Source organism: Streptomyces sp. NPDC052721 (assembly GCF_040678315.1).
Classification (GTDB): domain Bacteria; phylum Actinomycetota; class Actinomycetes; order Streptomycetales; family Streptomycetaceae; genus Streptomyces.
In genome coordinates this window covers 47,942-72,556 of sequence record NZ_JBFATL010000013.1, presented here as the reverse complement: position 1 = coordinate 72,556, position 24,615 = coordinate 47,942, and the positions used below count along the sequence as shown (strand labels likewise).

The window sequence follows — 24,615 nt, the reverse complement described above, 5'->3', positions numbered from 1 at the left end:
TCAGCGGGGGTGGTGAGGGTTTCGTGCCGACTGCCACCGGACGTGAAGAGCCGCCGCTGTGGCTGTCGTGATCCCGCATCGACGGCACGGGTGAGCCGGCCCGGCTCGTCGGACGACAAGAGGGTGGTGACGGCCGGCGCATGCGCGCGAGAGTGGAGCGCTGACGACCGCCGAGGGCCGCACCGTCCACCCCGAGGTCATCACCGCGCCGCTCGCCGGTCCGGCGCAATCCTCCCTGCCCGGGGCGCCCGCGGGCGACGCGGTGCTACAGCTCACTGGGGCATGAATTCCTTCGACTCGCAAATCCGTCGGAGGCATAAAACTACTCAGTCCGCAAATCCGGCAGAGGCATATAGCTCGTTCGGCCGCAATCGTTTTGGCGAGAAACTCCGAGCTTGACGGCGTTGTGGAGTTTGTTTACATTCCAGTCGGTCAAGTTCCCGCCGATCGGCATCCGAAGGTGCAATGAATGATCCCGCCGTGCGTGCGGTCGAATCGGAGCAGGATTATGTGTCCTCCTTGTACGAGTTGCTCACCGAGCGGCTTTCCGAGGTGCGAGCAAATCGAGCGAGCGTGCTGAAGGCCCCGGCGGACAGCGCCGGTGAGGCATACGAGAGAGAAACCGCCGCCGAACGTCTGACCAAGGAAATCGGCCGGCTGGAGGGCGCCGAAAAGGGGCTGGTCTTCGGGCGCATCGACTGGACGGACGGCACGGCCCTGCGCATCGGGCGGATCGGACTGCACAGGGAGGAGGATGACCTGCCTGCGCTCGTGGACTGGCGCGCGAACGCGGCGCGGCCTTTCTACGAGGCGACACCGGTCCACCCGATGGACCTGCGGCGGCGCCGGCACCTGCGCCTCGACGAGCGCACGGTCGTCTCGGTGAGCGACGAACTGCTGGACGGGACCGCCCCGACCGACGAGGACGTCGTGGGGGACGGCCCGTTGACCGAGGCCCTGTCGGCACGGCGCACGGGCAGGATGCATTCGGCCGTCGCGACGCTGCAGACCGAGCAGGACGAGATCGTCCGCTCCGCCCACCGTGGGGTGACCGTGGTGCAGGGCGGGCCCGGCACCGGCAAGACGGTGGTCGCCCTGCACCGGGCGGCCTATGTCCTGTACGCGTTCCCGCGCGCCGCGGAGGAGGGTGTCCTGGTGGTGGGCCCGAACGCCCGGTTCCTCGACTACATCTCCCAGGTCCTTCCCTCGCTCGGAGAGAACGACGTCGCTCTGGCGACCTGCCGGGAACTGGCCGCAGTGTCCACGGACACGGTGGACCCGTTCGACACGGCGCGCCTCAAGGGCGGCTCCGGCCTCGCCGACGCCTTGGCCGGCCTGCTGCGCGTCCACCAAGCCCCCGCCGGTGACTTCACCGTGCGGGTCGGACAGGAACTGGTTCACCTCCCCGGCGAGGAAGTCGCCGCGGCACGCGAAGCCGCCGTGGCAGCCGCACCGGGGCACAACCCCGCGCGCCAGGTGTTCAAAGAGCTCTTGGTCGACGCCGTCACCGACGCGATGCGACGAGACATGGGCGACCTCCTGGAGCAGATCGACGCCGATGCCGAAAGGATGACGGGCATCGACCTCGACCGGTTCACGGGAGCCGCCCAGCGCCGTGCCGAAGGTGCGGCCGACTCAGGTCCGGTCCACGAGCTGGACCTGGACGCCATCCGAGCCGATCTCCTCGACGACGCCGGCGTCGACCGAGCGGTCGAGGGGTTGTGGCCGCGGCTGGTACCCGGTGACCTCGTGAAGGCACTCCTGACGAACGCCGACGCTCTCGCCGAGCGCCTGCCCCACCTGACCGCGCAGGAGCGGTCCCTTCTGCTGCGCGGTCCGCACGACCCGTGGACCGATGCCGATCTGCCGTTGCTGGACGAGGCGGCGAGCCTGGTCGACGGGCCGCCCGAGCGGACGTACGGGCACGTCGTCGTCGACGAGGCGCAGGAACTGACCGCCATGCAGTGGCGGATGATCGTCCGCCGCTGCCCGGCAAAGGCGATGACACTGGTGGGTGACTTCGCCCAGGCAGGCCCGGTCGCGACAGCACGCGACTGGAAGGAAGCACTGAGCCCCCACGTCGGACCGCGGTTCACACTGCACAACCTGACCGTCAGCTACCGCACGACGCAGGAGATTCTGGAGAGCGCCCGGGACCTGCTCACGCGGATCGCTCCGGACCAGAAGCCCACACGGTCACTGCGAAGCGGTGAGAGCCCCCGCACCGTGACCACACCTCCGGACGGGTTGGTCACCGCCGTCGTTCAGGAGCTGCGCGCCCAGAGCACCGCGCACCCGGGCGAGCTTCTGGGAGTGATCTGCGCGGACACCAGGGTGAGCGAGCTGACGGCCCAGGGCATCGCTCACCACGCAGGCATCGTCCCGGCGTCCGAAGCACGCGGCCTGGAATTCGACGGAGTCGTCGTCGTGAACCCCGAGGAAATCATCACGAACCGCCCCGGTGGGGAAAGGGACTTGTACGTAGCCCTGACCCGGGCCACCAAGCGCCTCTGCACCATCACCGTCCAGCCCGCCTGACGGCTCGGTGCCCGCGTCGTCGCCACGGGCGCACCCGGCACGGGATGGAGCAGAGCAGCTGCTCGGACCAGTCCGCGCACTCCTCCGCCGGGGCGGGGCACGCACCTTCCTGGTCACGTGCCGTATGCATCTCATTACTCCCGGGTCTGGCCCTCGATTGCAGGGCCGGACGCTCCGGATCGTGCGACGATGCCGGTATGAATCGACTGGCCGACTCCCAGTCGCCTTATCTGCTCCAGCACGCCACCAATCCAGTGGACTGGTGGCCATGGGGAGAGGAGGCGATGACAGAAGCGAAGCGGCGGGACGTGCCCATCCTCTTGAGCGTGGGCTACGCGTCCTGTCACTTACGTCTTCTGTTGGTTCACTGGTGCCATGTGATGGCCCACGAGTCCTTCGAGGACCAGACCACCGCCGACTACCTCAACGAGCACTTCGTCAGCGTCAAGGTCGACCGCGAGGAGCGGCCGGACGTGGACGCCGTCTACATGGAGGCCGTCCAGGCGGCCACCGGGCACGGCGGCTGGCCCATGACCGTGTTCCTCACCCCGGACGCGCAGCCGTTCTACTTCGGCACCTACTTCCCGCCCGCACCCCGGCACGGCATGCCCTCCTTCCGTCAGGTGCTGGAGGGCGTCCAGCAGGCGTGGACCACCCGCCGGGACGAGGTCGCCGACGTCGCCGGGAAGATCGTCCGCGATCTTTCCCAGCGGGAGATCGTGCGGCAGGCCGCCGAGGCGCCCGGCGAGCAGGAACTCGCTCAGGCCCTGCTGGGGCTCACCCGCGAGTACGACCCGCAGCGCGGCGGCTTCGGCGGCGCGCCGAAGTTCCCGCCGTCCATGGTGCTGGAGTTCCTGCTCCGCCATCACGCGCGGACCGGCGCCGAGGGCGCGCTCCAGATGGCCCGGGACACGTGTGAGCGGATGGCCAGGGGCGGCATCTACGACCAGCTCGGCGGCGGGTTCGCCCGGTACTCCGTGGACCGCGACTGGGTCGTGCCGCACTTCGAGAAGATGCTGTACGACAACGCCCTGCTCTGCCGGGTGTACACCCACCTGTGGCGGGCCACCGGCTCGGATCTCGCCCGGCGGGTCGCGCTGGACACCGCCCAGTTCCTGCTCCGCGACCTGCGCACCACCGAGGGCGGATTCGCCTCGGCCCTCGACGCCGACAGCGACGACGGCAGCGGGCGGCACGTGGAGGGGGCGTACTACGTCTGGCGGCCGGCGCAGCTGCGCGAGGCCCTCGGTGACGACGCCGACCTCGCCGCCCAGTACTTCGGCGTGACCGATGAGGGCACCTTCGAGCACGGCCAGTCCGTCCTGCAACTGCCGCAGACGGAAGGCGTGTTCGACGCCGAGAAGATCGCCTCCGTCAAGGACCGGCTCCTCGCCGCACGTGCGCGGCGCCCCGCGCCCGGCCGGGACGACAAGGTCGTCGCCGCCTGGAACGGACTCGCCATCGCCGCGCTAGCCGAGACCGGCGCCTGCTTCGACCGGCCGGACCTCACCGAGGCCGCCGTCGCCGCCGCCGACCTGCTGGTCCGCGTCCACCTGGACGAACACGGCCGGCTCGCCCGCACCAGCAAGGATGGCCGGGTCGGCCCCAACGCGGGTGTGCTGGAGGACTACGCCGACGTCGCCGAGGGCTTCCTCGCGCTCGCCTCCGTGACCGGTGAGGGCGTCTGGCTCGACTTCGCCGGACTGCTGCTCGACCATGTCCTCGCCCGCTTCACCGACACCGAGACCGGCGCCCTGTACGACACCGCGTCCGACGCCGAGCAGCTCATCCGCCGGCCCCAGGACCCCACAGACAACGCCGCACCCTCCGGCTGGACCGCCGCGGCCGGCGCGCTGCTGAGCTACGCCGCCCACACCGGCTCCGAGCCGCACCGGGCCGCGGCGGAGCGGGCGTTGGGGGTCGTGAAGACGCTCGGGCCGCGCGTGCCCCGGTTCATCGGATGGGGGCTGGCGGTCGCCGAGGCGCTGCTCGACGGGCCGCGCGAGGTGGCGGTCGTCGGACCGGCCCCGGACGACGAGCGGACAGCGGCCCTGCACCGTACGGCGCTGCTGAGCACCGCCCCGGGTGCCGTCGTCGCCTGCGGCACCCCGGACAGCGACGAGTTCCCGCTGCTCGCCGGCCGCATCCTCGTCGACGGCGCGCCCACCGCGTACGTCTGCCGCGGCTTCGTCTGCGACCTGCCGGTGACGGACCCGGACGCGTTGCGAGCGAAGCTGACGCCTTCCTGAGAAACTCGGCCACCGGCCCAGGGCCCGGCACCGGCTCCACTGGGTCCGGCGGGGCGCGGTGCGGCCGTCGGTGCGGGCTGGCGGCGCCTGTCAGCCAACGGGTCTGGCGTCGGCTTTACGAGGTGCGGTGGGGCGCGGTGCGGGCTGGCGGCGCCTGTCAGCCAGCGGGTCCGGCACCGGCTCCACGAGGTCCGGCGGGACGCGGTGTAGCCAGTGTGCAGACGAAAACCGTCGGCAGGAGGAGCCCGAGCCCCCACCCCGCTGCCACGCGGACGTCGTCCCGCACTCGGGCGCCGGTCGTCCGTGCCGTGTTCATGCCCCCAGCCAACCCCGCCGGCCGGTCCCCGCGGATCGGCCGGCGTACTCAACCGCTCTGGGTACGCATGCTCAGCGCCCGCTCCACGACCGCCTCCAGCTGGTCGTGGTGCGCGCCCTTCCAGTACGCGCGGCCGCAGGCCGTGCACTGGGCGAAGACGTCGTACGAGCGTCGGGTGCCGTGCTTGAGCTGGTCGGCGACCTCGTCCTTGGTGGCCTCCTTCAGCAGGCCGTTGCAGGCGGTGCAGCGGGTCCAGGGGCGCAGGTCGGGGGCGAAGCGGTCGAGGACGTCCTGGAGCTGGTCCTCGGGGCGGGTGCTGTAGACGAACGCGCCCGCCCACAGTTCCCGGCGGCGCAGCAGGCCCCGGTCGCGGCTGAGCATGACCCGCTTCTCGGCCGCCGAGCGGGCGGCGAGCGCCGGGTCGCCGATGTCCGTCGACTCGTACGCCGTGTCCACGCCGAGCAGCCGCAGCCGGCGGGCCAGCGTGCCGAGGTGGACGTCGAGGAGGAAGCGGAGGGGCGCGCCGGGCACCCGCTGGGGGCGCTCCACCGGCCGGATGACCAGCCGTTCGGCCGGCTGCGGGATGTGCGAGGGCGGGACCTCGCGGCCGTCGACGACCAGCGCGCCGACCTCGGTCAGTGGCACCCCGAGGGACTCGACGACGTGGCCGAGGGTCGAGACGCCGTCGCTGACGAGCGTCCGGTGCGGTTTCCGCTGGACGAACACGGCCAGTTCGGGGGCGAGCTCGACGTGGATCTCGGGACCGTTCACCCGGTCAGGATGCCACGGGCGCGGACCGGGGGCCTCAGGGTTTTCCGGCGGGGAGGCCGTGCTCCAGGACGTCCAGGGCCCGGTCCGTCATGACGCGCAGGTCGTCCTGGAAGCCGTTCTCCGCCCAGGACATGTTGACCTCCATCAGGCCGCCGACGAGGGCCATCGCGTAGACGCGCACTTCGAGGCTGTCCGCGGCCAGCCCGGAGCGTTCGGCGAGGGCCGTGCGGAGCAGGCGTCCGGTCTCCGACATGCTCTCGACCATCCGGGAACGGACGGCGGGGACCTGGACCGCGAGGTGCGCCCGCACCCGCACCACGTCGGGGTCCTCCGCCATCATCGCGTCGATGGCCTTGTGCATCACGTGCCGTACCGAGTCCATCCACGACTCTTCCGCGGGCCGGGCGCGCAACTCCTCCAGCATCAGCGGGTCGTACTCGTCGGTGAGGACGATGTCCTCCTTGGTCGGGAAGTAGCGGAAGACGGTCGACGGTGACACCTCGGCCCGGTCGGCGATCTGGTCGATCGTCGTGGCGTCGTAGCCCTGCTCCTCGATCAGCGCGTACGTCGCGGCGCGGATCGCCTCGCGGGTCTTGATCTTCTTGCGTTCACGCAGGCCCAGCTGGGGGCGGTCGGCGGGGGAGAGCGGGGAACGTGCGGGCGTCATGCCGGTCATTGTCCGGCATCGGCCGTGGTGGGGGCCACGGCCGGGGACTCCTCCCGCGCCGTCCGCCGAGGCCGCGAGACGCGCGGAGCCGGTCCTGACGCCGATCAGCTGGACGGCCACCACGGAGTCCCCGGCGCGACCAGGGCTCCGAGTGCCCACCAGCGGCGGGGCGGCAGAGGTGGTGGCCACCATTGAATGAGAGTGATTCTCAAAAGCGTCGACGTGTCAATAAGCAAGGGCCGCGGCTCGGCAGCCGTGGCCCTTGAGGCAGCGGAGGGCGGACTACGCGTGCTGGTACGCCACCAGCGAGATCCCGACGTAGTGGACGACGAACGCGGCGAGGGTGAAGGAGTGGAAGACCTCGTGGAAACCGAACCAGCGCGGTGACGGGTTCGGGCGCTTGATGCCGTAGATCACGCCGCCGGCGCTGTAGAGCAGGCCGCCGACGACCACCAGGACCAGGACCGCGACGCCGCCCGTGCGCAGGAAGTCGGGCAGGAAGAAGACGGCCGCCCAGCCCATCGCGATGTAGCAGGGCGTGTAGAGCCAGCGCGGGGCGCCGACCCAGAAGACCCGGAAGACGATGCCGGCCGCCGCGGCGGCCCAGATGCTCCACAGCAGCCACCGGCCCTTGGTGCCGGGCAGGAGCAGCAGGGTCAGCGGGGTGTAGGTGCCGGCGATGATCAGGAAGATGTTGGCGTGGTCGAGGCGGCGCAGCACTCCGTCCATGCGGGGGCTCCAGTTGCCCCGGTGGTAGAGCGCGCTGACGCCGAACAGGAGGCAGGCCGTCAGGGCGTAGATGCCGCAGGCGACGCGGCCTCTGGTCGAGTCGGCGAGGGCGGTGAGCACGAGGCCCGCGATGAGTACGGCCGGAAACATGCCGAGGTGCAGCCAGCCGCGGAGCCTGGGCTTGACCGGATGCGGCAGGGAGAGCGCCACGGGGCCACGGCCGGCGGCCGGCGTGTCCGTGGGCGCGTCGGAGGCGGACGCAGTCATGGCCGCATGGTACCGACGCTGCCGTACGTCGCTCATCAATGAACGTTCAATCAAGTCATCCGGCAAAAAGTCCTTCAGTTGAACTCAACGTGGACGCAAAGAGTCGTGGTAACCGTGGGATTCCTCACGCCGCTCACTTGTGATGCCCTCTGGACAGATGGGCACTAGACTCGGATGATCAAATGAGTGCGGTCGGCACCGGATGAGCAGGCTACGAAGCATCCGGGTCGCGGCCCCCACGGGGCGAGAACACAAAAATCCCTCACTTAGGAGCAATCGTGGCGCGCGACATCGCGGCTCCCACCGTCGTCCCCACCCACCACCAGGAACTGATCTCGTGGGTCAACGAGATCGCCGAACTGACGCAGCCGGACAGCGTGGTCTGGTGTGACGGCTCCGAGGCCGAGTACGAGCGACTGTGCGAGGAACTGGTCGCCAAGGGAACGTTCAGGAAACTCGACCCGGTCAAGCGCCCGCACTCCTACTACGCCGCCTCCGACCCGTCCGACGTCGCGCGCGTCGAGGACCGGACCTTCATCTGCTCGGAGAAGGAGGAGGACGCGGGCCCGACCAACCACTGGAAGGCCCCCGCCGAGATGCGGGAGATCTTCACCGGTGACAAGGGCCTGTTCCGGGGCTCCATGCGGGGCCGCACGATGTACGTCGTGCCCTTCTGCATGGGCCCGCTCGGCTCCCCGCTGTCCGCGCTGGGCGTGGAGATCACCGACTCCGCCTACGTCGCCGTCTCGATGCGCACGATGACGCGCATGGGGCAGGCCGTCCTGGACGAGCTGGGCGACGAGGGCTTCTTCGTCAAGGCCGTCCACACGCTCGGCGCCCCGCTGGAGCCCGGCCAGGAGGACGTCCCCTGGCCCTGCAACCAGACCAAGTACATCTCGCACTTCCCCGAGTCGCGCGAGATCTGGTCCTACGGCTCCGGCTACGGCGGCAACGCCCTGCTCGGCAAGAAGTGCTACGCCCTGCGCATCGCCTCCGTCATGGCCCGCGACGAGGGCTGGCTGGCCGAGCACATGCTGATCCTCAAGCTCACCCCGCCGCAGGGCGAGTCCAAGTACGTCGCCGCCGCCTTCCCCTCCGCCTGCGGCAAGACGAACCTCGCCATGCTGGAGCCCACCATCTCCGGCTGGACGGTGGAGACGATCGGCGACGACATCGCCTGGATGCGGTTCGGCGAGGACGGCCGGCTCTACGCGATCAACCCCGAAGCCGGCTTCTTCGGCGTCGCGCCCGGCACCGGCGAGCACACCAACGCCAACGCGATGAAGACCCTCTGGGGCAACGCGGTCTTCACCAACGTCGCGCTCACCGACGACGGCGACGTGTGGTGGGAGGGCATGACCGAGGAGCCCCCGGCCCACCTGACCGACTGGAAGGGCAACGACTGGACGCCGGAGTCAGGGACCCCGGCCGCCCACCCCAACGCCCGCTTCACCGTGCCGGCCTCGCAGTGCCCGATCATCGCGCCCGAGTGGGAGGACCCGAAGGGCGTGCCGATCTCGGCGATCCTCTTCGGCGGGCGCCGCGCGACGGCGGTGCCGCTGGTGACGGAGTCCTTCGACTGGAACCACGGCGTGTTCCTCGGCGCCAACGTGGCCTCCGAGAAGACCGCCGCCGCCGAGGGCAAGGTCGGCGAGCTGCGCCGCGACCCGTTCGCCATGCTGCCGTTCTGCGGCTACAACATGGGCGACTACATGGCCCACTGGGTCGACGTCGCCAAGGACAAGGACCAGTCCAAGCTGCCGAAGATCTACTACGTCAACTGGTTCCGGAAGAACGACGAGGGCAAGTTCGTCTGGCCGGGCTTCGGCGAGAACTCCCGGGTCCTGAAGTGGATCGTGGAGCGGCTGGAGGGCAAGGCCGAGGGCGTCGAGACCCCGATCGGCATCCTGCCGACGAAGGGCGCCCTGGACACCGACGGCCTCGAACTCTCCGCATCCGACCTGGAGTTCCTGCTCACGGTCGACAAGGAGGTCTGGCGCGAGGAGGCCGCGCTGATCCCCGGGCACCTCGACACCTTCGGCGACCACACCCCGAAGGAGCTGTGGGACCAGTACCGGGCGCTGGTGGAGCGCCTGGGCTGAACAGCCCACCGATGACTCCGCGGCCGGTCGCCGTGCCCTGACCAGCGATCGTCACGACCGGCCGCGGTGAACGACCCACCGGGCCCCGCACAACGGCGTGCGGGGCCCGGTCGCGCACGCCCCCTTGCCCACGCGATCTTCACAGCTGTTTCATGGCCTCTACAGGCGTCTCACCGACACCGGTGAGGTGCTCGATTCAGCCTGTGGGGGGCACAGTTGAATACAGCACACCGCTCCAGACGGCTCACGGCCACACTGCTCACCGCCGTACTCGCCGGGACCGGACTGACCGTCGCCGCCGCGCCCGCGGCCCACGCGGCGGCCTCCGACGCCGTGGCCAAGCTGCCGATCTCGTCGTACTCCGGCCTGGCCGTCGACTCCGTGCACCAGCGCGTCTACATCGCCGACCAGCGCGACGGCCAGGCCGCCGGAACGGTGCTGGTCTACGACTTCGAGGGCCAGAAGGTCGCGTCACTCGCGCACACCAGCTCGGTCTCCGGCGTCGCGCTCAGCGAGGACTCGTCGACGCTGTACGTGGGCGAGAGCGGACGCGTCGTCACGTACGACACGGGCACGCTCCAGCAGAACGGCGCGCACAGCGCCGCCTACGACACCTGCGGACGCCAACTCGCCTACGCGGGCGGCACGGTGTGGAGCACCGACGCCTACGTCTTCCAGAGCTATCTGTGCGCCACGGCGACGACGTCCCTGGACATGCTCACGGACGGCGCGGTCTCCCGGACCGGCTGGAACGACGTCGGCCGGCTCCAGCTGGCCCCGGGAGCCCGCGCGCGGAACCGTCTCCTCATGGGGCAGCCCAAGGAGAGCGGTGCCGCGAACCCCTTCCTCGCCTCGTTCGACGTCAGCGGCGCCGCCCCGGTGCGGGACGCCTCCCGCCGGTTCGCGGACGGCGACGGCAAGGGCGCCCTCGACCTGGAGGACATGGCGGCGAGCCCGGACGGCACCAAGGTCGCCGTGGCCGACGCCACCGCAGGCACCCGGCTGCTGAACGCCGGCGACCTGTCGGACGCGCCCGGCCAGTACCAGGCCCTGCCCGCCGGCGCGACCTCCACCGCGGTCGCCTTCAGCGGCGACGGCACGTACATCGCCCGAGGTGCCCAGGCCGGCGGCAGCACGCCCGACCTGCTGGTGCAGAGCGCCGACCCGGCCGACGGCACGCCGCCGCTGGAGTTCGCCTTCGAGGGCAGCCTCGACGGCAACGGGGTCACGCCGCGGGGCCTCGCCTGGTCCGAGGACGGCTCCCGGCTCTTCGCGGTCACCCGGGGCGGCACCGGCCAGGAGTACTGGCTGCACGTCATCCAGCCCCCGGCCGTCCAGTACGACACCCGCTTCGCCGGCGACCTCGCCCACAGCCCCTCCGGTGCCGTCGCGGGTGAGCCGCTGTCGGTGCGCGGCCGGCTGGAGTGGGACGGGCCCGCGCCCGCCGAGCCGCTGAAGGTGACCGCCGTACGGGAGGACGCGAACGGTAGGCACCAGCTGGGCACCGCCACCGTCCGGGACGACGGCACCTTCACCGTCCTGGACGAGCCCGGCCTGGTCGGCGAGGCCACGTACACCGTGTCGTTCCTGGGCGACCTGACCCACCGCCCCGCCACCGACGTCACCCACACGGTGACGGTCGGCAAGGCGCCCAGCTCGCTCACGCTGACCGGTCCGGACGAGGCCACGATGAGCGAGGGCGTCCACCTCACCGGCACGTTCACCGCACAGGGCAAGGCCCTGCCCGAGCGGGCCACGCTCACCGTGCGGCGCACGGACCGGCTCGGCACCGGCGCCCTGTCGTCGGTGACCGTCGCCGCCGACGGCATCTTCACCGTCGACGACCTGCCGCGCACCCGGCGCGAGGTGACCTACACCGTCAGCTGGCCGGGCGACGACCTGCACACGGGTGCCACGGCGTCGGCCACGGTGTACGTCAGGCGCTGAGTTCGCCGCCCCCGTCCCGCCCCGGTCCCCCGGATACCGGGTGCGGGACAGCCGACGGCGCGGTTCGTTCCCGTACGGGTCCGGCAGCCCGTCGGCGACCGAGCGGCTGCCGGGGGAGGGCCGTTCGCGGCGCCGGACGCAGCCTCGGGCACGGTAGGGCGGCGGGGCGGTGCCGGGAAACGCCGGTCACCCTTTCTCCGCCGCGACGCTGCTCAACCCCCACACATCTGACCGGCGCCCGGCCACGAGGGACCGGCGTCCGGCAGAAGAGAAGGCACCGCACCCCGCACCCCGGTCCGAGCCGAGCGCAGTGTGTGGCGCCCGGTCCGCGCGTCGCTGCGGGTGCGCGCGGACCGGGGCCGATCGGGGGACCCCCGCGGGGGTCAGGCGGTGCTGAGTTCCTTCGGGTCGGCGGACAGCGCGGCGGCGTGCGCGTCCATCCGCTCGGCCGAGAGGATGGCCACCGCCGTGTCGGCGCGGGAGGCGGCGACCACGAGCGCGCGCCCGGCGAGGGCGTGCGCGCGCCGGTGCAGGGCGACGGGGTCACCGGCCGCGGCCGGCGCCGCCCGCAGCGGCGTACGTCCTCCCCGCAGCCGGGCCACCTGCGCCGCGAGGCGCTCCGCGGCCGTGTCCAGGTCGGCGGACGGGGTCAGCGCGCGCAACTCGTCGGTGACCGCGAGCAGTGCGGCGAGGTGCCCTGCGAGCTGGATGTCCAGCTCCTCCTCGCGGGACCGATGGGGGAAGTCCGAGGCGGTGCCGGCCATCGTGCTGTGGACCGACTTGGTGCGGATCGGCTCGTACATGGGGATGGCCTCCTGTGCTCTGACAGGAAGCCATCTTAGCTTGGATTTCGTCTAAAGTTGAGTCGGGTCACGGAGTGAAGCGCGTCGACTACAGCTGGCTGTATCCGTCCAGGAAGTTCCCGATGCGGGTCACCGCGTCCCGCAGATCCCCCACCGTCGGCAGGGTCACCACCCGGAAGTGATCCGGCTCGGGCCAGTTGAAGCCCGTCCCCTGGACGACCATGATCTTCTCCCTGCGGAGCAGGTCCAGGACCATCCGCCGGTCGTCCTTGATCTTGAAGACGTCGGGGTCCAGCCGGGGGAACAGGTACAGCGCGCCCTTCGGCCGTACGCAGCTCACCCCCGGGATCCGCGTCAGCAGCTCGTACGCGGTGTCCATCTGCTCCTTCAGCCGGCCGCCCGGCAGCACCAGGTCGTTGATCGACTGGCGTCCGCTGAGCGCGGCGACCACCCCGTGCTGCCCCGGCATGTTGGCGCACAGCCGCATGTTCGCCAGGATCGTCAGGCCCTCGATGTAGGAGTCGGCGTGGGCGCGCGGGCCGGAGATCGACATCCAGCCGACGCGGTAGCCGGCCACCCGGTAGGCCTTCGACATGCCGTTGAAGGTGAGGGTGAGCAGGTCGGGGGCGACCTTCGCGGTCGGGGTGTGCGTGGCACCGTCGTAGAGGATCTTGTCGTAGATCTCGTCGGAGCAGACGAGCAGATTGTGCCGGCGGGCGATGTCCGTCAGACCCCGCAGCATCGCCTCGTCGTAGACCGCGCCCGTGGGGTTGTTCGGGTTGATGATGACGATCGCCTTGGTGCGGTCGGTGACCTTGCGCTCGACGTCGGCGAGGTCCGGCATCCAGTCGGACTGCTCGTCGCAGCGGTAGTGCACCGCCGTACCGCCGGAGAGGGACACGGCCGCCGTCCACAGCGGATAGTCCGGGGCCGGTACGAGCACCTCGTCGCCGTCGTCCAGCAGGCCCTGCATCGCCATCACGATCAGCTCGGAGACGCCGTTGCCGATGAAGACGTGCTCGACGTCGGTCTCGATGCCGAGGGTCTGGTTGTGCATCACGACCGCGCGGCGGGCGGCGAGCAGGCCCTTGGCGTCGCCGTAGCCGTGCGCGGTGGAGACGTTGCGGAGGATGTCCTCCAGGATCTCCGGGGGGCACTCGAAACCGAAGGCCGCGGGGTTGCCGGTATTCAGCTTGAGGATGCGGTGGCCCGCCGCCTCAAGCCGCATGGCCTCCTCGAGAACCGGGCCCCGGATCTCGTAACAGACGTTGGCGAGCTTGGTCGACTGGATCACCTGCATGTGCGTGAGCTTACGGCCCGGTAACGCCTCATGGCTCGTGTTTTCCGCCACGTGAGACACGGAGATTTGCCCGGATATCACCGTCGGCTGTCTCAGGAGCCTCTTGCGTCCCTACAATTCGCTGGCATGTCCACGGAACGGGAGTACGAGGCGGGGGCGGACGGCATGAACGGAGCGGGCGGCGCGCCCGAGATCCAGCCGAACGTGTACCACCCGCAGCCGGCTCCGGCCCCCGCGTACGAGCAGTACGCCGACCCCGCCGCCGCGCACGGCTGGCAGAACGCCTACGACGCGACCCGCGAACTGCCCGCCCTCCACGAGGCCCACGAGGCTTACGAGACCCACGGCGCCTATGAGGCTCCAGGGACCCTTGCGGCGCCCGAGGCCGCAGAGCGGACAGGGGCCGCGCTTCCGGCCGCGCCCTCCACGGCCGTCGGGACGCCCGGTGAGGGCCGGGCCGGGCGGCGGCGGGCCGCTCGGCGCGGGGGCGGCCGGCGCCGGGTGGCGGTCGTCGCCGGGGTACTCGGCGTGGCCGGTGCCGTGGCCGCGTTCGCCGCGCTGGGCGGCTCGGGCTCCCCGGCCGGCGCGCCTCCCGAGGACGGCAGGAGCGCGAGCGTCGACTCCGCTCCCGTGAGCCCGCGCGGGAACACCGGCGCGCCGAGCGTGAGCGCCCCGGAGGCCGGCGACCCCGCGCCGTCGCGCCCGGCCACCCCCTCGGACACCGGCGCCGGGGGAGACGCGAACGGCGGGACCGCCGACGGCCCGTCCGTCACGACCACGCCCTCGGCGCCGGGCGTGTCGCCGTCCGGCGCGCCGACGCCGATCTCGACGGCGACGGCGACGACGACGGTGTCGGCCGGCACGCCGACGGCGTCACCGTCCGGTACCTCCGGCAGGGGCAACGGTCACGGCCACGGCACCACCAAACGCCCGCGCTGAGCGCCGAGTTGTCCCGTGCTGTGCCACGGCGGCCCCGGCGCCGCCCGTCCGCACAGGGAAACCCCTATGACCTGACACGGTGTCTTGTCCCCGCCCCTCTCCGACATTGAGAATGCGCATGACAACCGAGTGGGCGACCGGAAGAAACTCCGGTCGCCCCAGTCGTAAGAGGGGACCCCCACGTGAACAAGCCTCTCCTTGCCGCGCTCTCCTCCCTGGCCATCGCCGGGCTGGGCGCGACCCCGGCGGTCGCCGCGCCCCACCCGGCCGCCCGGACCACCGCCCCGCACTCCGCCGCCCCGCACTCCGCCAAGGCCGCCGCGGTCACGGTCGACTTCGCCGGCACCGTGTCGCTCAGCAACTGCTCCGGCTCCGTCATCCGCTTCCCGGGCTCCGCCGACACCGACCCGGCCCTCGTGCTGACGAACGGTCACTGCCTGGAGACCGGCTTCCCGGACCCCGGCGAGGTCATCACCGGCCAGTCCTCCAGCCGTACTTTCGGCCTGCTGAACTCCGCCGGCACCAAGGTCGCCACCCTCCGCGCCAACCAGGTCGTCTACTCGACCATGACGGACACGGACGTCACGATCTACCGCACCACCACCACCTACGCGGCGATCAGGAACTCGTACGGCATCAGCCCGCTCACCGTGCAGGACACGCACCCGGTCGCCGGCACCGCCATCAAGGTGGTCTCCGGCTACTGGAAGCGCGTCTACAGCTGCAGCATCGACGGGTTCGTGTACCGGCTGAAGGAGGGCGACTGGACCTGGAAGGACTCGGTCCGCTACACCTCCGCCTGCAACACCATCGGCGGCACCTCCGGCTCCCCGGTCATCGACACCGCCACCGGCAAGGTCGTCGCCGTCAACAACACCGGCAACGAGGACGGCCAGCGGTGCACGGTGAACAACCCGTGCGAGGTCGACGCGAACGGCACCGTCACCGTCCGCCAGGGCATCAACTACGCCGAGGAGACCTACAACATCCCGGCCTGCTTCACCACCGGCAACAAGCTCGACCTGAGCGCCGCCGGCTGCACCCTGCCCAAGCCGTAAGCACGGATCACAGCGGCGTACGGCGGACGGACCGTCCCGCAAGGACGTCCGTCCGCCTGCCGTCCTCGATGACGAACCGGCCGTCGACCAGCACGTACGGAATCCCGGCCGGCAGCCTGCGGGGCTCGGCGAAGCCGGCGCCGGGCGCGACCGTCTCCGGGTCGAACAGGACCAGGTCGGCCCGGTAGCCCTCGCGCACCAGCCCGCGGTCCGGCAGCCGCAGCCGCGCCGCGGGCCGGGAGGTGAGGTGGGCGACGCACTCCTCCAGCGTCAGCACCCCCAACTCCCGCACGTAGTGGCCGAGATAGCGCGGGAAGGTGCCGTACGCGCGCGGGTGCGGCTTGCTGCCCCGCAGGATGCCGTCGGAGCCGCCGGTGTGCGCGCGGTGCCGCATGATCGCGCGGACGTTCTCCTCGTGGCCGACGTGCTGGAGGATGGTCGTCCCGAGCCGGTCCTGGACCAGCAGCCGGCGCGCCGTGGCCCAGGGGGTCTCGCCGCGCGGCTCCGCCGCCTCCCGGACCGTGCGGCCCACGAACTGCGCCAGGCCCGGATCGGTCACCCCGGAGACCTCGATCGTCTCCCACTCCACCGGCACGCCGTGGCAGCCGTCCGATCCGGTGACCTCCAGGTCGTACCGGATCCGCTCGGCCGTCGCCGGGTCGGTCAGCCGGGCCAGGATCTCCTCCGGGCCGCCCTCGCTCGCCCAGCTCGGCAGCAGCGCGGCCAGGGTGGTGCAGCCGGGGGTGTAGGGATAGGTGTCCAGCGTGATGTCCGCGCCCGCCTCCAGGGCCCGGTCGAGCAGGGCGAGCAGCTCCGGTGCCCGGCCCTTGTTCACGCCGAAGTTCATCGTCGCGTGCGCGAGGTGCAGCGGGCAGCCCGCCTCCCGGGTCAGCTCGACCATCTCGGCGTAGGCCTCCAGGGCGCCGGCGCCGTAGGAGCGGTGGTGCGGGCAGTAGTAGCCGCCGTAGGACGCCACCACGCGGCACAGCTCGGTCAGTTCGGCGTCCCCGGCGTACATCCCGGGTGTGTACGTCAGCCCCGAGGACAGCCCGACCGCGCCCTGTTCCAGCCCCTCGGCCACCAACCGCCGCATCCGGTCCAGCTCTTCGGGCGTGGCTTCGCGGTCCTCCCAGCCGACGACGAGCGCCCGGACCGTGCCCTGCGGGATCAGATAGGCCGCGTTCACGGCGATCCCCTGATCCAGCCGGTCGAGATACTCGCCGACGCTCCGCCAGTCGAAGTCGATGTCCTCGCCGTACCCGTTCCAGCCGGTGATCGCCCGGCGCACCTCCTGAAGCGTGCGGTCGTCCACCGGGGCGTACGACAGCCCGTCCTGCCCGAGGACCTCCAGCGTGACCCCCTGCGCGGCCTTCGCGCTGTGGTCGGGGTCGCGCAGCAGGGCCAGGTCGGAGTGCGCGTGCATGTCGATGAAGCCGGGGGAGAGGACCAGGCCCTCCGCGTCGATCTCCCGCATGGCGCGCGGGCGCTGGCAGCCCGCCGCGGCGGCCTCCTTGACGATCGAGACGATCCGGCCGGCGTCGATCACGACATCGGCGCGGTACGCGTCCGCCCCGCTGCCGTCGACGACGTCGGCGTCCCGGATGACCAGGTCCTCCACGCGGGCCTCCTAGAAGAACGTACGGATGTAGTCGACGACCGTGCCGTCCGCCTCGGCCACCGGGATCAGCTGCCACTTGTCGAAGGACGTGCACGGGTGGGACAGGCCGAAGCCGATCCAGTCACCGACCTCCAGGTCCGCCTCCGGGTCCGTGCTCAGCCAGGCGTGCTGGTCGGAGAGTCCGGTCACGGTGATGCCGGTGGCCGGGCGCTCCTCGCCGTTCCGGCGTACCACCTGGGCGGCGGGCAGGTCCAGGTCGTAGGCCGCGTCGCGCTTGCCCGCGTCGGCGAAGGCCTGCTCGGGCGTCGGCCGGGAGACGACCTGCGCCCACAGCCGGAAGGCGGGCTCCAGGGCGCCCTCCTCGGGCACCCGGCCGAACGGGGTGAGCCTGCGGTAGTGCCCGTCGTCGTGCGAGACGTACGCGCCCGAGCGCAGCAACTTCAGCACGGGCCTGGACAGTCCGGGAATCGTGGCGAAGACGTCGGCGACCGCGTCGAACCAGGCGCTGCCGCCCGCGCTCACCACGATCTCCCCGGCCTCGTCGAACCGCCCGCTCTTGTCGAGGCCGGCGGCCAGCGCCACCAGCCGCCGCAGATACGCCCGCACGCGCTCCGGATCGGCCCGCGGTACCTCGCCCTCGTACCCCGCCACGCCGACCAGGCGCAGGGTCGGTACGGCGGCGACGGCGGCGGCGACGGCCGCGCACTCCGCCTCCGTGCGCACGCCGGTCCGGGCCCCCTCGCCCGCGCCCAGCTCGATCACGACGTCCACCGGGCGGGCGGTGCCCGCGAGGGCCGCGTCCATCAGCTCCACCCCGCGCACGGAGTCGACGTAACAGACGAACCGGAACTCGGGGTCGGCGGCCAGCTCGCCGGCGATCCAGCGCAGGGCGGGGGCGTCCACCAGCTCGTTGGCGAGGAAGACCCGCTGGACGCCGAACGCGCGGGCCACCCGCACCTGGTGGGGCACCGCGAGCGTGATGCCCCAGGCGCCGTGCTCGATCTGGCGGTGGAAGAGCTGCGGGGCCATGGAGGTCTTGCCGTGCGGGGCGAACGCGAGACCGTGCCGGGCGGTGTACGTCTCCATCAGCGCGAGGTTGTGCTCCAGGCGCTCGGCGGACAGCGCGAGGACGGGGGTGGTGAAGCCGTCGCCGTCCCGGAAGAGGTTGCGGCGCTGGGCGGCCAGTTCGGCGACGGTCAGGCCGTCGGCGTCCGGGGGGAGGCCCTTGAAGCGGTGGTCGACAGGTTCCTCGGCAAGGCGGGTGAGCGCTTCGGTGCCCATGAAGCCCCTCTCGGGCGTTGCATATCTTGCAACAGCCATTGCGTGTAGTGCTTACAGGTGTCTAGCATCTCGCCGAACACCGGGTCAACGGATCCGCCGGCCTGGCATCGACAGGAGTCATCATCAACGACGCTGCTTACGCCTCGACCGTTGCGCACCCGCGGAATGTCATGGACGTGGACGTGGTGGCGCTCGGCGAGTCCATGGTCACCTTCCTGCCCAGCCGCCCCGGCCGCCTCGCCGACGTCCCCTCCTTCGACCGGGCCATCGGCGGCGCCGAGTCCAACGTCGCCTGCGCCCTGGCCGCGTTCGGGCACACGGCACGCTGGGTCAGCCGCGTCGGCGCGGACGGCTTCGGCGACCACCTGCTGGAGCGGATCGCCGGGTACGGCGTCGACGTCACCGCCGTACACCGGGACCCGGGCCGGCCCACGGGCGTGTACTTCCGCACCGCCGGGGACCGGGGAACGGGCGCGCACGAGGTGGCGTACTACCGGGCGGGCTCGGCGGCGTCGGCGATGTCCGTGACCAGCGTGGACCTCGCGGCGGCCCGCGCCGCCCGGGTCCTGCACCTGACCGGCATCACGGCCGCGCTGTCGGACGAGTGCCGGTCCCTCCTCCACGAACTGACGGCCCCCGTCCCGGGACGCCCCCTGGTGTCCTTCGACGTGAACTACCGGCCCGGACTGTGGGGCGACGGCGAGGGCGCCCAGCTCCTGCTGGACCTGGCGCGGCGCGCGGACATCGTGTTCGTCGGCGCCGACGAGGCCCGCGACGCATGGGGGCTGCACGGCGGACGCTCCATCGTCCAGGCACTGCCCCAGCCCGACATCGTCGTCGTCAAACAAGGCAAGGGAGGAGCGACCGCCTTCCACCAGGACACCGACGGCACGGGGGACGCCGACGGCACCGCGACACACGTCCGCGCTCCGCAGGTGGACGTCGTCGCCCACGTCGGCGCGGGAGACGCCTTCGCCGCCGGTTTCCTCTCGGCGACCCTGCGCGGGCTCCCCGTCAAGGACCGGCTCAGACACGGTCACCTCTTCGCCGCCGCCGCCCTCACCACCCCCGGCGACCTCGCCGCACCCCCCGCCCGCGGCCACGCCGACCGCCTCGCCGCCCTGGACGACGACGCATGGGGGAGACTTCGACTCGGCCCCGGCTGGACGCAAGCCGAGCAGGCCGAGGAGGAGGCGAACATCCCATGAGTCAGACCGTCGACCGCGCGTTGAGCATCCTGCCGCTGCTCGCCGAGGGCCCCGCCGACCTCGGCCAGGTCGCCGACCGCCTCGGCGTGCACAAATCCACGGCCCTCCGCCTCCTGCGCACCCTGCACGAACACGGCCTGGTCTACCGCCAGTCCGACCAGCGCTACCGCCTCGGCGCCCGCCTCTTCGCCCTCGCCCAGGAGGCGATGGAGAACCTCGACATCCGCGAGATCGCCCACCCCCACCTCGTACGGCTCAACGAACAGTGCGGCCACACCGTCCACCTCGCCGTCTACGAGGAGAACGAGGTGCTGTACATCGACAAGGTCGAGAGCCGCTACCCGGTCCGCATGTACTCCCGGATCGGCAAGCCCGTCGCCATCACCGTCGCCGCCGTGGCCAAGCTGCTCCTCGCCGACCTGCCCGAACCCGAGCGCCGCGCCCTCGCCGAGCAGCTCGACTACCCCCTGTACACGGCCCGTTCGACCCCCCACGCCGAGGCCTTCCTGAAGGAGCTGGCCACGGTGCGCGAACAGGGCTGGGCCACCGACCTCGGTGGCCACGAGGAGTCCATCAACTGCGTCGCCGCCCCCATCCGCGGCGCCGACGGCCGGGTGGTCGCCGCCATGTCGGTGTCCGCGCCGAACGTGGTCGTCACCGCCGAGGAACTCCTCACCCTGCTCCCGCTGGTGCGCCGTACGGCGGACGCGATCAGCGGCGAGTACTCCGGACGCACCCCAGTGAAGGACCGCACCGCATGACCGACAAGATCGCCCTCACCCCGAAGACCCACACCACCCCGCCCGCGAAGTTCTCGCACGGCGTACGCAAGGGCAACATCCTCCAGGTCGCCGGCCAGGTCGGCTTCCTGCCCGCCGAGGAGGGCAAGCCCCCGACGCCCGCCGGCCCCTCCCTGCGCGAGCAGACCCTCCAGACCCTCGCCAACGTCAAGGCCATCCTGGAGGAGGGCGGCGCCGGCTGGGACGACGTGATGATGATCCGCGTCTACCTCACCGACGTCGGCCACTTCGCCGAGATGAACGAGATCTACAACGCCTACTTCGAGGAGCAGGGCCTCACCCAGCCGCCCGCCGCCCGCACGACGGTCTACGTCGGCCTGCCGGCCGGCCTCCTCATCGAGATCGACGCACTCGCCGTTCTGGGCTGACCTCCCCTCACCCCCCGTATCTCCCGCACGTCCCGTACGGCACGGCACCTCATGGGGCGCCGTGCCACGCTCCCCCCTGCCCGAAAGCAGTATGCATTTACGTAGAGGACCCCCGTATGTCCTATCCGCTCGCCGCCCCTGCTCCCGCTCCCGCCGCACCACCCCACACCGGAGGTCTGCTCCTCCTCGTCGACGGCACGGCCGGACTGCTCACGGTCGCCGCCGTGGGCATCGCCCTGCTCCTCTTCCTGATCATCAAGGTCAGGCTCCAGCCGTTCGTCGCCCTGCTCGCCGTCTCCATAGCCGTCGGCCTGCTGGCCGGCCTGTCGGTCACCGAACTCTTCGGCACGGTCCAGCGCTCGGACGCGGTGTCCACCATCGAGTCCGGCATGGGCGGCATCCTCGGCCACGTCGCGGTCATCATCGGCCTCGGCACCATGCTCGGCGCCGTCCTGGAGGTCAGCGGCGGCGCTGAGGTACTCGCCTCGCGTCTGCTCGCCCTGTTCGGCGAGCGCCGAGCCCCCCTCGCGATGGGCCTGACCGGCCTGATCTTCGGCATCCCGGTCTTCTTCGACGTCGGCATCTTCGTCCTGGCGCCGATCGTCTACGCCGCGGCGAAGCGCAGCGGCAGGTCCATCCTCCTGTACTGCCTGCCCCTGCTGGCCGGCCTGTCGATGACCCACGCCTTCCTGCCCCCGCACCCGGGCCCGGTGGCCGCCGCCGGACTGCTCCACGTGGACCTCGGCTGGGTCATCCTCATGGGCGTCGTGTGCGGCGTCCCCGCCGTGCTGGCCGCCTGGGCGTTCTCCGCGTGGGTCGGCCGCCGCGTCTTCGTCGCCGTACCGCAGGACATGGTGGAGGCGGCGGCGGAGGCGAAGCAGGCCGTCCTCCAGGAGCAGCGCGCCTCGGGTGTCGAGCCGCGCGAGGAGCCGGTGCCACTGGGCACGGTCCTCGCCATCATCGGTACGCCGCTGATCCTGATCCTCGCCGCCACCTTCTCCTCGATCGCCCTCGACCCGTCCACCGGCCGCTCGGTCGTCGAGTTCTTCGGCCATCCCTTCGTCGCCCTGACGATCGCCCTCTTCCTCGCTTACTACCTGCTCGGCATCCGCCGCGGCTGGTCCCGCAAGTCCCTGGAGACCGTGTCGACGGCGTCCCTGAAGCCGATCGGCAACATCCTGCTGGTCGTCGGCGCGGGCGGCGTCTTCGGCGCCGTACTGAAGGCGAGCGGGGTGGCGCAGGCGCTGTCGGACACGTTCCACGACGTGGGCCTGCCCGTGATCGTCCTGTCCTACCTGATCTCGGTGGTCCTGCGGGTCGCCCAGGGCTCGGCGACGGTCGCGATCGTGACGACGGCGGGGATCGTGGCGCCCCTGCTGTCCGAGGGCCACCACTCCCAGGCCTTCACCGCCCTCGTCATCATGGCCATCTCGGCGGGCTCCATCTTCGCCTCGCACGTCAACGACGGCGGATTCTGGATGGTGGCCAAGTACTTCGGCATCAGCGAACGGGACACGCTGCGGACCTGGACGGTTCTGGAGTCGGTGCTGTCACTGGCGGGGTTCGCGGTGGCGGCGGTGGTCAGCGTGTTCGTGAGCTGACTGGTTCCGGCACAGGGAAGTCGTCCATACTGCCGCCGTGGAGCAGCGCATAGGATCGAGCAGCAAGCCGACCGAGGCCGCAGAGCCGGTGCGGGCCGAGCCGTTGAAGGCCGAGCCCGTGATGGGCGCCGGTTTCGACCCGGCCTTCGTCCCGGGGATCACGGGTCCGACGCCGACGGACGGGGTGACGAAGTCGCCGGAGCCGAAGGGGGCGGAGGAGCCGCCGTCTTCCGAACGGGCGTCCTCCGAACCGCGGTCCCCGGAACCGGAGTCCTCCGAACCGGCGTCGCCCGAACGGGTGGACGCCGATGAGGCGGACGCCGAGGACAAGGCCGACGGGCCGGTCTTCGAGGCGTCCGACCGCCGGGCGAGGATAGTGGCCGACCGCAAGGGCGTCCGCCTCAGCCTGGACGAGGAGGCCTGCGAGTTCCGCTGGGACGAGATCGCGGCGGTGGAGACGGAGTCCCCGCGCTTCGGCAAGCGCTACACGATCACCGTGCACACCCCTGACCGCCGCTGGTACCCGATCGAGATCGAGGCGGCGGCCAGGGCGCGCTTCAAGGAGTGGGACGAGCAGCTGGACGCGGTGCTCGACGCCTACTTCGAGGAGGCGTGACCCCTAACCGCAGTACTGGGCGGCCTTGCCGATCGACCGGTACATGCAGTCGGCGTTCTCCAGCAGCTGCAACACGGCGTCCTTGTTCCGTGAGGTCTCCCGCTCGATGACTTCGTCGGGCGGGTAGAACCCGCCTCCGGAACCGGACGCCGGATACATCTCGAAGGTGTAGTCGAAGATCTTGTGCACGCCCCAGAGATAGTCGTCGATGGACCCGTCGGTGATGTACAGATCGCTGGACTGCTCCGCCGTGTACCCGTTGCTGGCGGCCATCTTCTGCCCCACGGCCTTGAACGCGGCGGCGTCGTCCGCGGTCATGCCGGTGGCGGTGTCCGCGTAGGTGTACCCGAACGGCCACAGCACCAGCTCGCTGTAGGTGTGGAAGTCGATGCCGGCCTTGATCTGCTGCTTGCCGCCGACGACCCGGCCGCGCACGAAGTCGGAGACGACCTTCACCTCGGGCGCGGACTCGGCGGCGGACCCGCGGTAGGTCTCGGACGACGTCGACCCTGACGAGCCGCCGCAGCAGCCCCACTTGTAGTTCCAGTTCCGGTTGAGGTCCGTACCGACGTACGAGGAACCGAAGTTGGGCTGCCGGTTCTTCCGCCACGAACGGTACGACCCACTGGCGATGTCGTACTCGCCCCCGTCCGGATTCAGATCAGGGATGATCCAGATCTCCCGGCTGTTGACGACGTTGGTGACCCTAGAGTCCGACCCGTACCCCGCCCCGAGTTCGCGCAGCAGGTAGAGCGCCATCTCCACGGTCAGATGCTCCCGCGCGTGCTGATGCGCGGTGAACAGCACCTCGGGCTCGTTCTCGTCGGTGCCGACATTGTCACTGACCTTGACGGCGACGATGTCCCGGCCCTGGTAAGACTTCCCGATCACCCGCTTGCTCATGATGCCCGGATAGGCGGCGAGCCGCTGGTCGATCTCGGCGTTCATCTCGGCGTAGTTGTGGTACTTCGAGTCCGCGCTGGGAAAGTCGTAGAGCCGCGCTCCGGATCGTTGCGGCGCCGCGGCCAACGGCTCCACGTCGTAACCGAGTTGCCGAAGCTTCCGGATCTGCTCGGCCCGCCCGGACACGACGACGGTCTCTTCGTCGGCCTCGTCGACGGTGACACCGGCCGCCTGAATGGCCGTACGCGTCACGGGGGTCGTGCTCTGGTGAATCTCGTACTGCCCGATGCCGTCGTCGGCCGGTCCGGCCCTGCGCACGCTGTCGGCGGTGGCATGGTCGACGCCGGCCGAGACCGGTGCGGCGAGGGCGAGGGCCAGCAGCGCACCGAGAACGGCGGTACGTCTGCCGCCACGCGCGCCGGAGCCGCGGATGCGAAGTCGCATGAACTCTCCTTGTGGGGTGGAGGTGGGGTGTTCCCGTGCGACGTGCTGTGCGGGTTGGCGCTCATGGTGAGGGGTTGGCATGATCAGGTC

At 71.2% G+C, this 24,615-nt stretch carries 19 protein-coding genes; 11 read left to right on the top strand and 8 right to left on the bottom strand.

The features are described from left to right. The first annotated feature begins 510 nt into the window (after positions 1 to 510). Both AB0L21_RS15405 and AB0L21_RS15400 read left to right on the top strand, forming a co-directional pair. On the top strand, positions 511 to 2,538 hold the full coding sequence (locus tag AB0L21_RS15405) for an ATP-dependent DNA helicase (RefSeq protein WP_365784493.1): 2,028 nt from the start codon (positions 511 to 513) through the stop codon (positions 2,536 to 2,538). A gap of 197 nt (positions 2,539 to 2,735) precedes the next feature. After that, positions 2,736 to 4,787 (top strand): thioredoxin domain-containing protein, encoded by a 2,052-nt coding sequence (locus tag AB0L21_RS15400; protein WP_365701576.1) that lies wholly within the window; start codon positions 2,736 to 2,738, stop codon positions 4,785 to 4,787. A gap of 364 nt (positions 4,788 to 5,151) precedes the next feature. Here AB0L21_RS15400 and AB0L21_RS15395 read toward each other — a convergent pair whose 3' ends face one another. The 3 genes from AB0L21_RS15395 to AB0L21_RS15385 all read right to left on the bottom strand — a co-directional run bounded on the left by AB0L21_RS15395 (position 5,152) and on the right by AB0L21_RS15385 (position 7,537). Continuing rightward, positions 5,152 to 5,874 (bottom strand): Mut7-C RNAse domain-containing protein, encoded by a 723-nt coding sequence (locus tag AB0L21_RS15395; RefSeq protein ID WP_365784416.1) that lies wholly within the window; start codon positions 5,872 to 5,874, stop codon positions 5,152 to 5,154. Positions 5,875 to 5,908: 34 nt separating this feature from the next. Continuing rightward, positions 5,909 to 6,541 (bottom strand): TetR family transcriptional regulator, encoded by a 633-nt coding sequence (locus tag AB0L21_RS15390; RefSeq protein ID WP_365701572.1) that lies wholly within the window; start codon positions 6,539 to 6,541, stop codon positions 5,909 to 5,911. A gap of 282 nt (positions 6,542 to 6,823) precedes the next feature. After that, positions 6,824 to 7,537 carry a hemolysin III family protein gene (locus tag AB0L21_RS15385; protein WP_365701569.1) on the bottom strand — a complete coding sequence of 238 codons (714 nt, stop codon included), beginning with the start codon at positions 7,535 to 7,537 and terminating at the stop codon, positions 6,824 to 6,826. Between the two features lie 278 nt (positions 7,538 to 7,815). Here AB0L21_RS15385 and AB0L21_RS15380 point away from each other — a divergent pair, with 278 nt between their 5' ends. Both AB0L21_RS15380 and AB0L21_RS15375 read left to right on the top strand, forming a co-directional pair. Beyond that, positions 7,816 to 9,639, top strand: coding sequence for a phosphoenolpyruvate carboxykinase (GTP) (locus tag AB0L21_RS15380; RefSeq protein WP_365784414.1), 1,824 nt, complete (start codon positions 7,816 to 7,818; stop codon positions 9,637 to 9,639). A gap of 216 nt (positions 9,640 to 9,855) precedes the next feature. Next, positions 9,856 to 11,586, top strand: a complete 1,731-nt coding sequence (locus tag AB0L21_RS15375; protein WP_365784412.1) for an Ig-like domain repeat protein — start codon at positions 9,856 to 9,858, stop codon at positions 11,584 to 11,586. Positions 11,587 to 11,969: 383 nt separating this feature from the next. Here the strand turns inward: AB0L21_RS15375 and AB0L21_RS15370 are convergent, their stop codons facing one another. Together AB0L21_RS15370 and AB0L21_RS15365 are read right to left on the bottom strand one after the other, a co-directional pair. Then, positions 11,970 to 12,389 carry a hypothetical protein gene (locus AB0L21_RS15370; protein ID WP_365701563.1) on the bottom strand — a complete coding sequence of 140 codons (420 nt, stop codon included), beginning with the start codon at positions 12,387 to 12,389 and terminating at the stop codon, positions 11,970 to 11,972. Positions 12,390 to 12,477: 88 nt separating this feature from the next. Continuing rightward, positions 12,478 to 13,689, bottom strand: coding sequence for a pyridoxal phosphate-dependent aminotransferase (locus tag AB0L21_RS15365; RefSeq protein WP_365701561.1), 1,212 nt, complete (start codon positions 13,687 to 13,689; stop codon positions 12,478 to 12,480). A gap of 126 nt (positions 13,690 to 13,815) precedes the next feature. Here AB0L21_RS15365 and AB0L21_RS15360 point away from each other — a divergent pair, with 126 nt between their 5' ends. Together AB0L21_RS15360 and AB0L21_RS15355 are read left to right on the top strand one after the other, a co-directional pair. Beyond that, positions 13,816 to 14,628, top strand: coding sequence for a hypothetical protein (locus tag AB0L21_RS15360; RefSeq protein ID WP_365784410.1), 813 nt, complete (start codon positions 13,816 to 13,818; stop codon positions 14,626 to 14,628). Between the two features lie 182 nt (positions 14,629 to 14,810). Next, complete coding sequence (locus AB0L21_RS15355; RefSeq protein ID WP_365701557.1) at positions 14,811 to 15,686, top strand: serine protease; 876 nt, start codon at positions 14,811 to 14,813, stop codon at positions 15,684 to 15,686. A 7-nt stretch (positions 15,687 to 15,693) separates the two neighbouring features. Here AB0L21_RS15355 and AB0L21_RS15350 read toward each other — a convergent pair whose 3' ends face one another. Together AB0L21_RS15350 and AB0L21_RS15345 are read right to left on the bottom strand one after the other, a co-directional pair. Next, complete coding sequence (locus AB0L21_RS15350; RefSeq protein WP_365784408.1) at positions 15,694 to 17,304, bottom strand: D-aminoacylase; 1,611 nt, start codon at positions 17,302 to 17,304, stop codon at positions 15,694 to 15,696. 9 nt (positions 17,305 to 17,313) lie between these two features. Continuing rightward, positions 17,314 to 18,585, bottom strand: a complete 1,272-nt coding sequence (locus AB0L21_RS15345) for an amino acid deaminase (RefSeq protein WP_365784406.1) — start codon at positions 18,583 to 18,585, stop codon at positions 17,314 to 17,316. A 170-nt stretch (positions 18,586 to 18,755) separates the two neighbouring features. Between AB0L21_RS15345 and AB0L21_RS15340 the strand changes: the two genes are divergently transcribed. The 5 genes from AB0L21_RS15340 (at position 18,756) to AB0L21_RS15320 (ending at position 23,178) form a co-directional block, all read left to right on the top strand. Then, positions 18,756 to 19,793: a sugar kinase gene (locus tag AB0L21_RS15340; protein WP_365701551.1), complete on the top strand. Its 1,038-nt coding sequence runs from the start codon at positions 18,756 to 18,758 to the stop codon at positions 19,791 to 19,793. After that, on the top strand, positions 19,790 to 20,554 hold the full coding sequence (locus tag AB0L21_RS15335) for an IclR family transcriptional regulator (RefSeq protein WP_365701549.1): 765 nt from the start codon (positions 19,790 to 19,792) through the stop codon (positions 20,552 to 20,554). Before AB0L21_RS15340 ends, AB0L21_RS15335 begins: the two co-directional genes overlap by 4 nt. Further along, the gene (locus AB0L21_RS15330) at positions 20,551 to 20,961 is read left to right on the top strand and encodes a RidA family protein (protein WP_014674656.1); all 411 of its coding nucleotides are present in this window, start codon (positions 20,551 to 20,553) and stop codon (positions 20,959 to 20,961) included. Before AB0L21_RS15335 ends, AB0L21_RS15330 begins: the two co-directional genes overlap by 4 nt. A 116-nt stretch (positions 20,962 to 21,077) precedes the next feature. Continuing rightward, on the top strand, positions 21,078 to 22,562 hold the full coding sequence (locus tag AB0L21_RS15325) for a gluconate:H+ symporter (RefSeq protein ID WP_365701546.1): 1,485 nt from the start codon (positions 21,078 to 21,080) through the stop codon (positions 22,560 to 22,562). 37 nt (positions 22,563 to 22,599) lie between these two features. Further along, complete coding sequence (locus tag AB0L21_RS15320; protein ID WP_365784404.1) at positions 22,600 to 23,178, top strand: hypothetical protein; 579 nt, start codon at positions 22,600 to 22,602, stop codon at positions 23,176 to 23,178. A gap of 3 nt (positions 23,179 to 23,181) precedes the next feature. Here AB0L21_RS15320 and AB0L21_RS15315 read toward each other — a convergent pair whose 3' ends face one another. After that, positions 23,182 to 24,525: a M14 family metallopeptidase gene (locus tag AB0L21_RS15315; RefSeq protein WP_365784402.1), complete on the bottom strand. Its 1,344-nt coding sequence runs from the start codon at positions 24,523 to 24,525 to the stop codon at positions 23,182 to 23,184. Positions 24,526 to 24,615 lie beyond the last annotated feature (90 nt).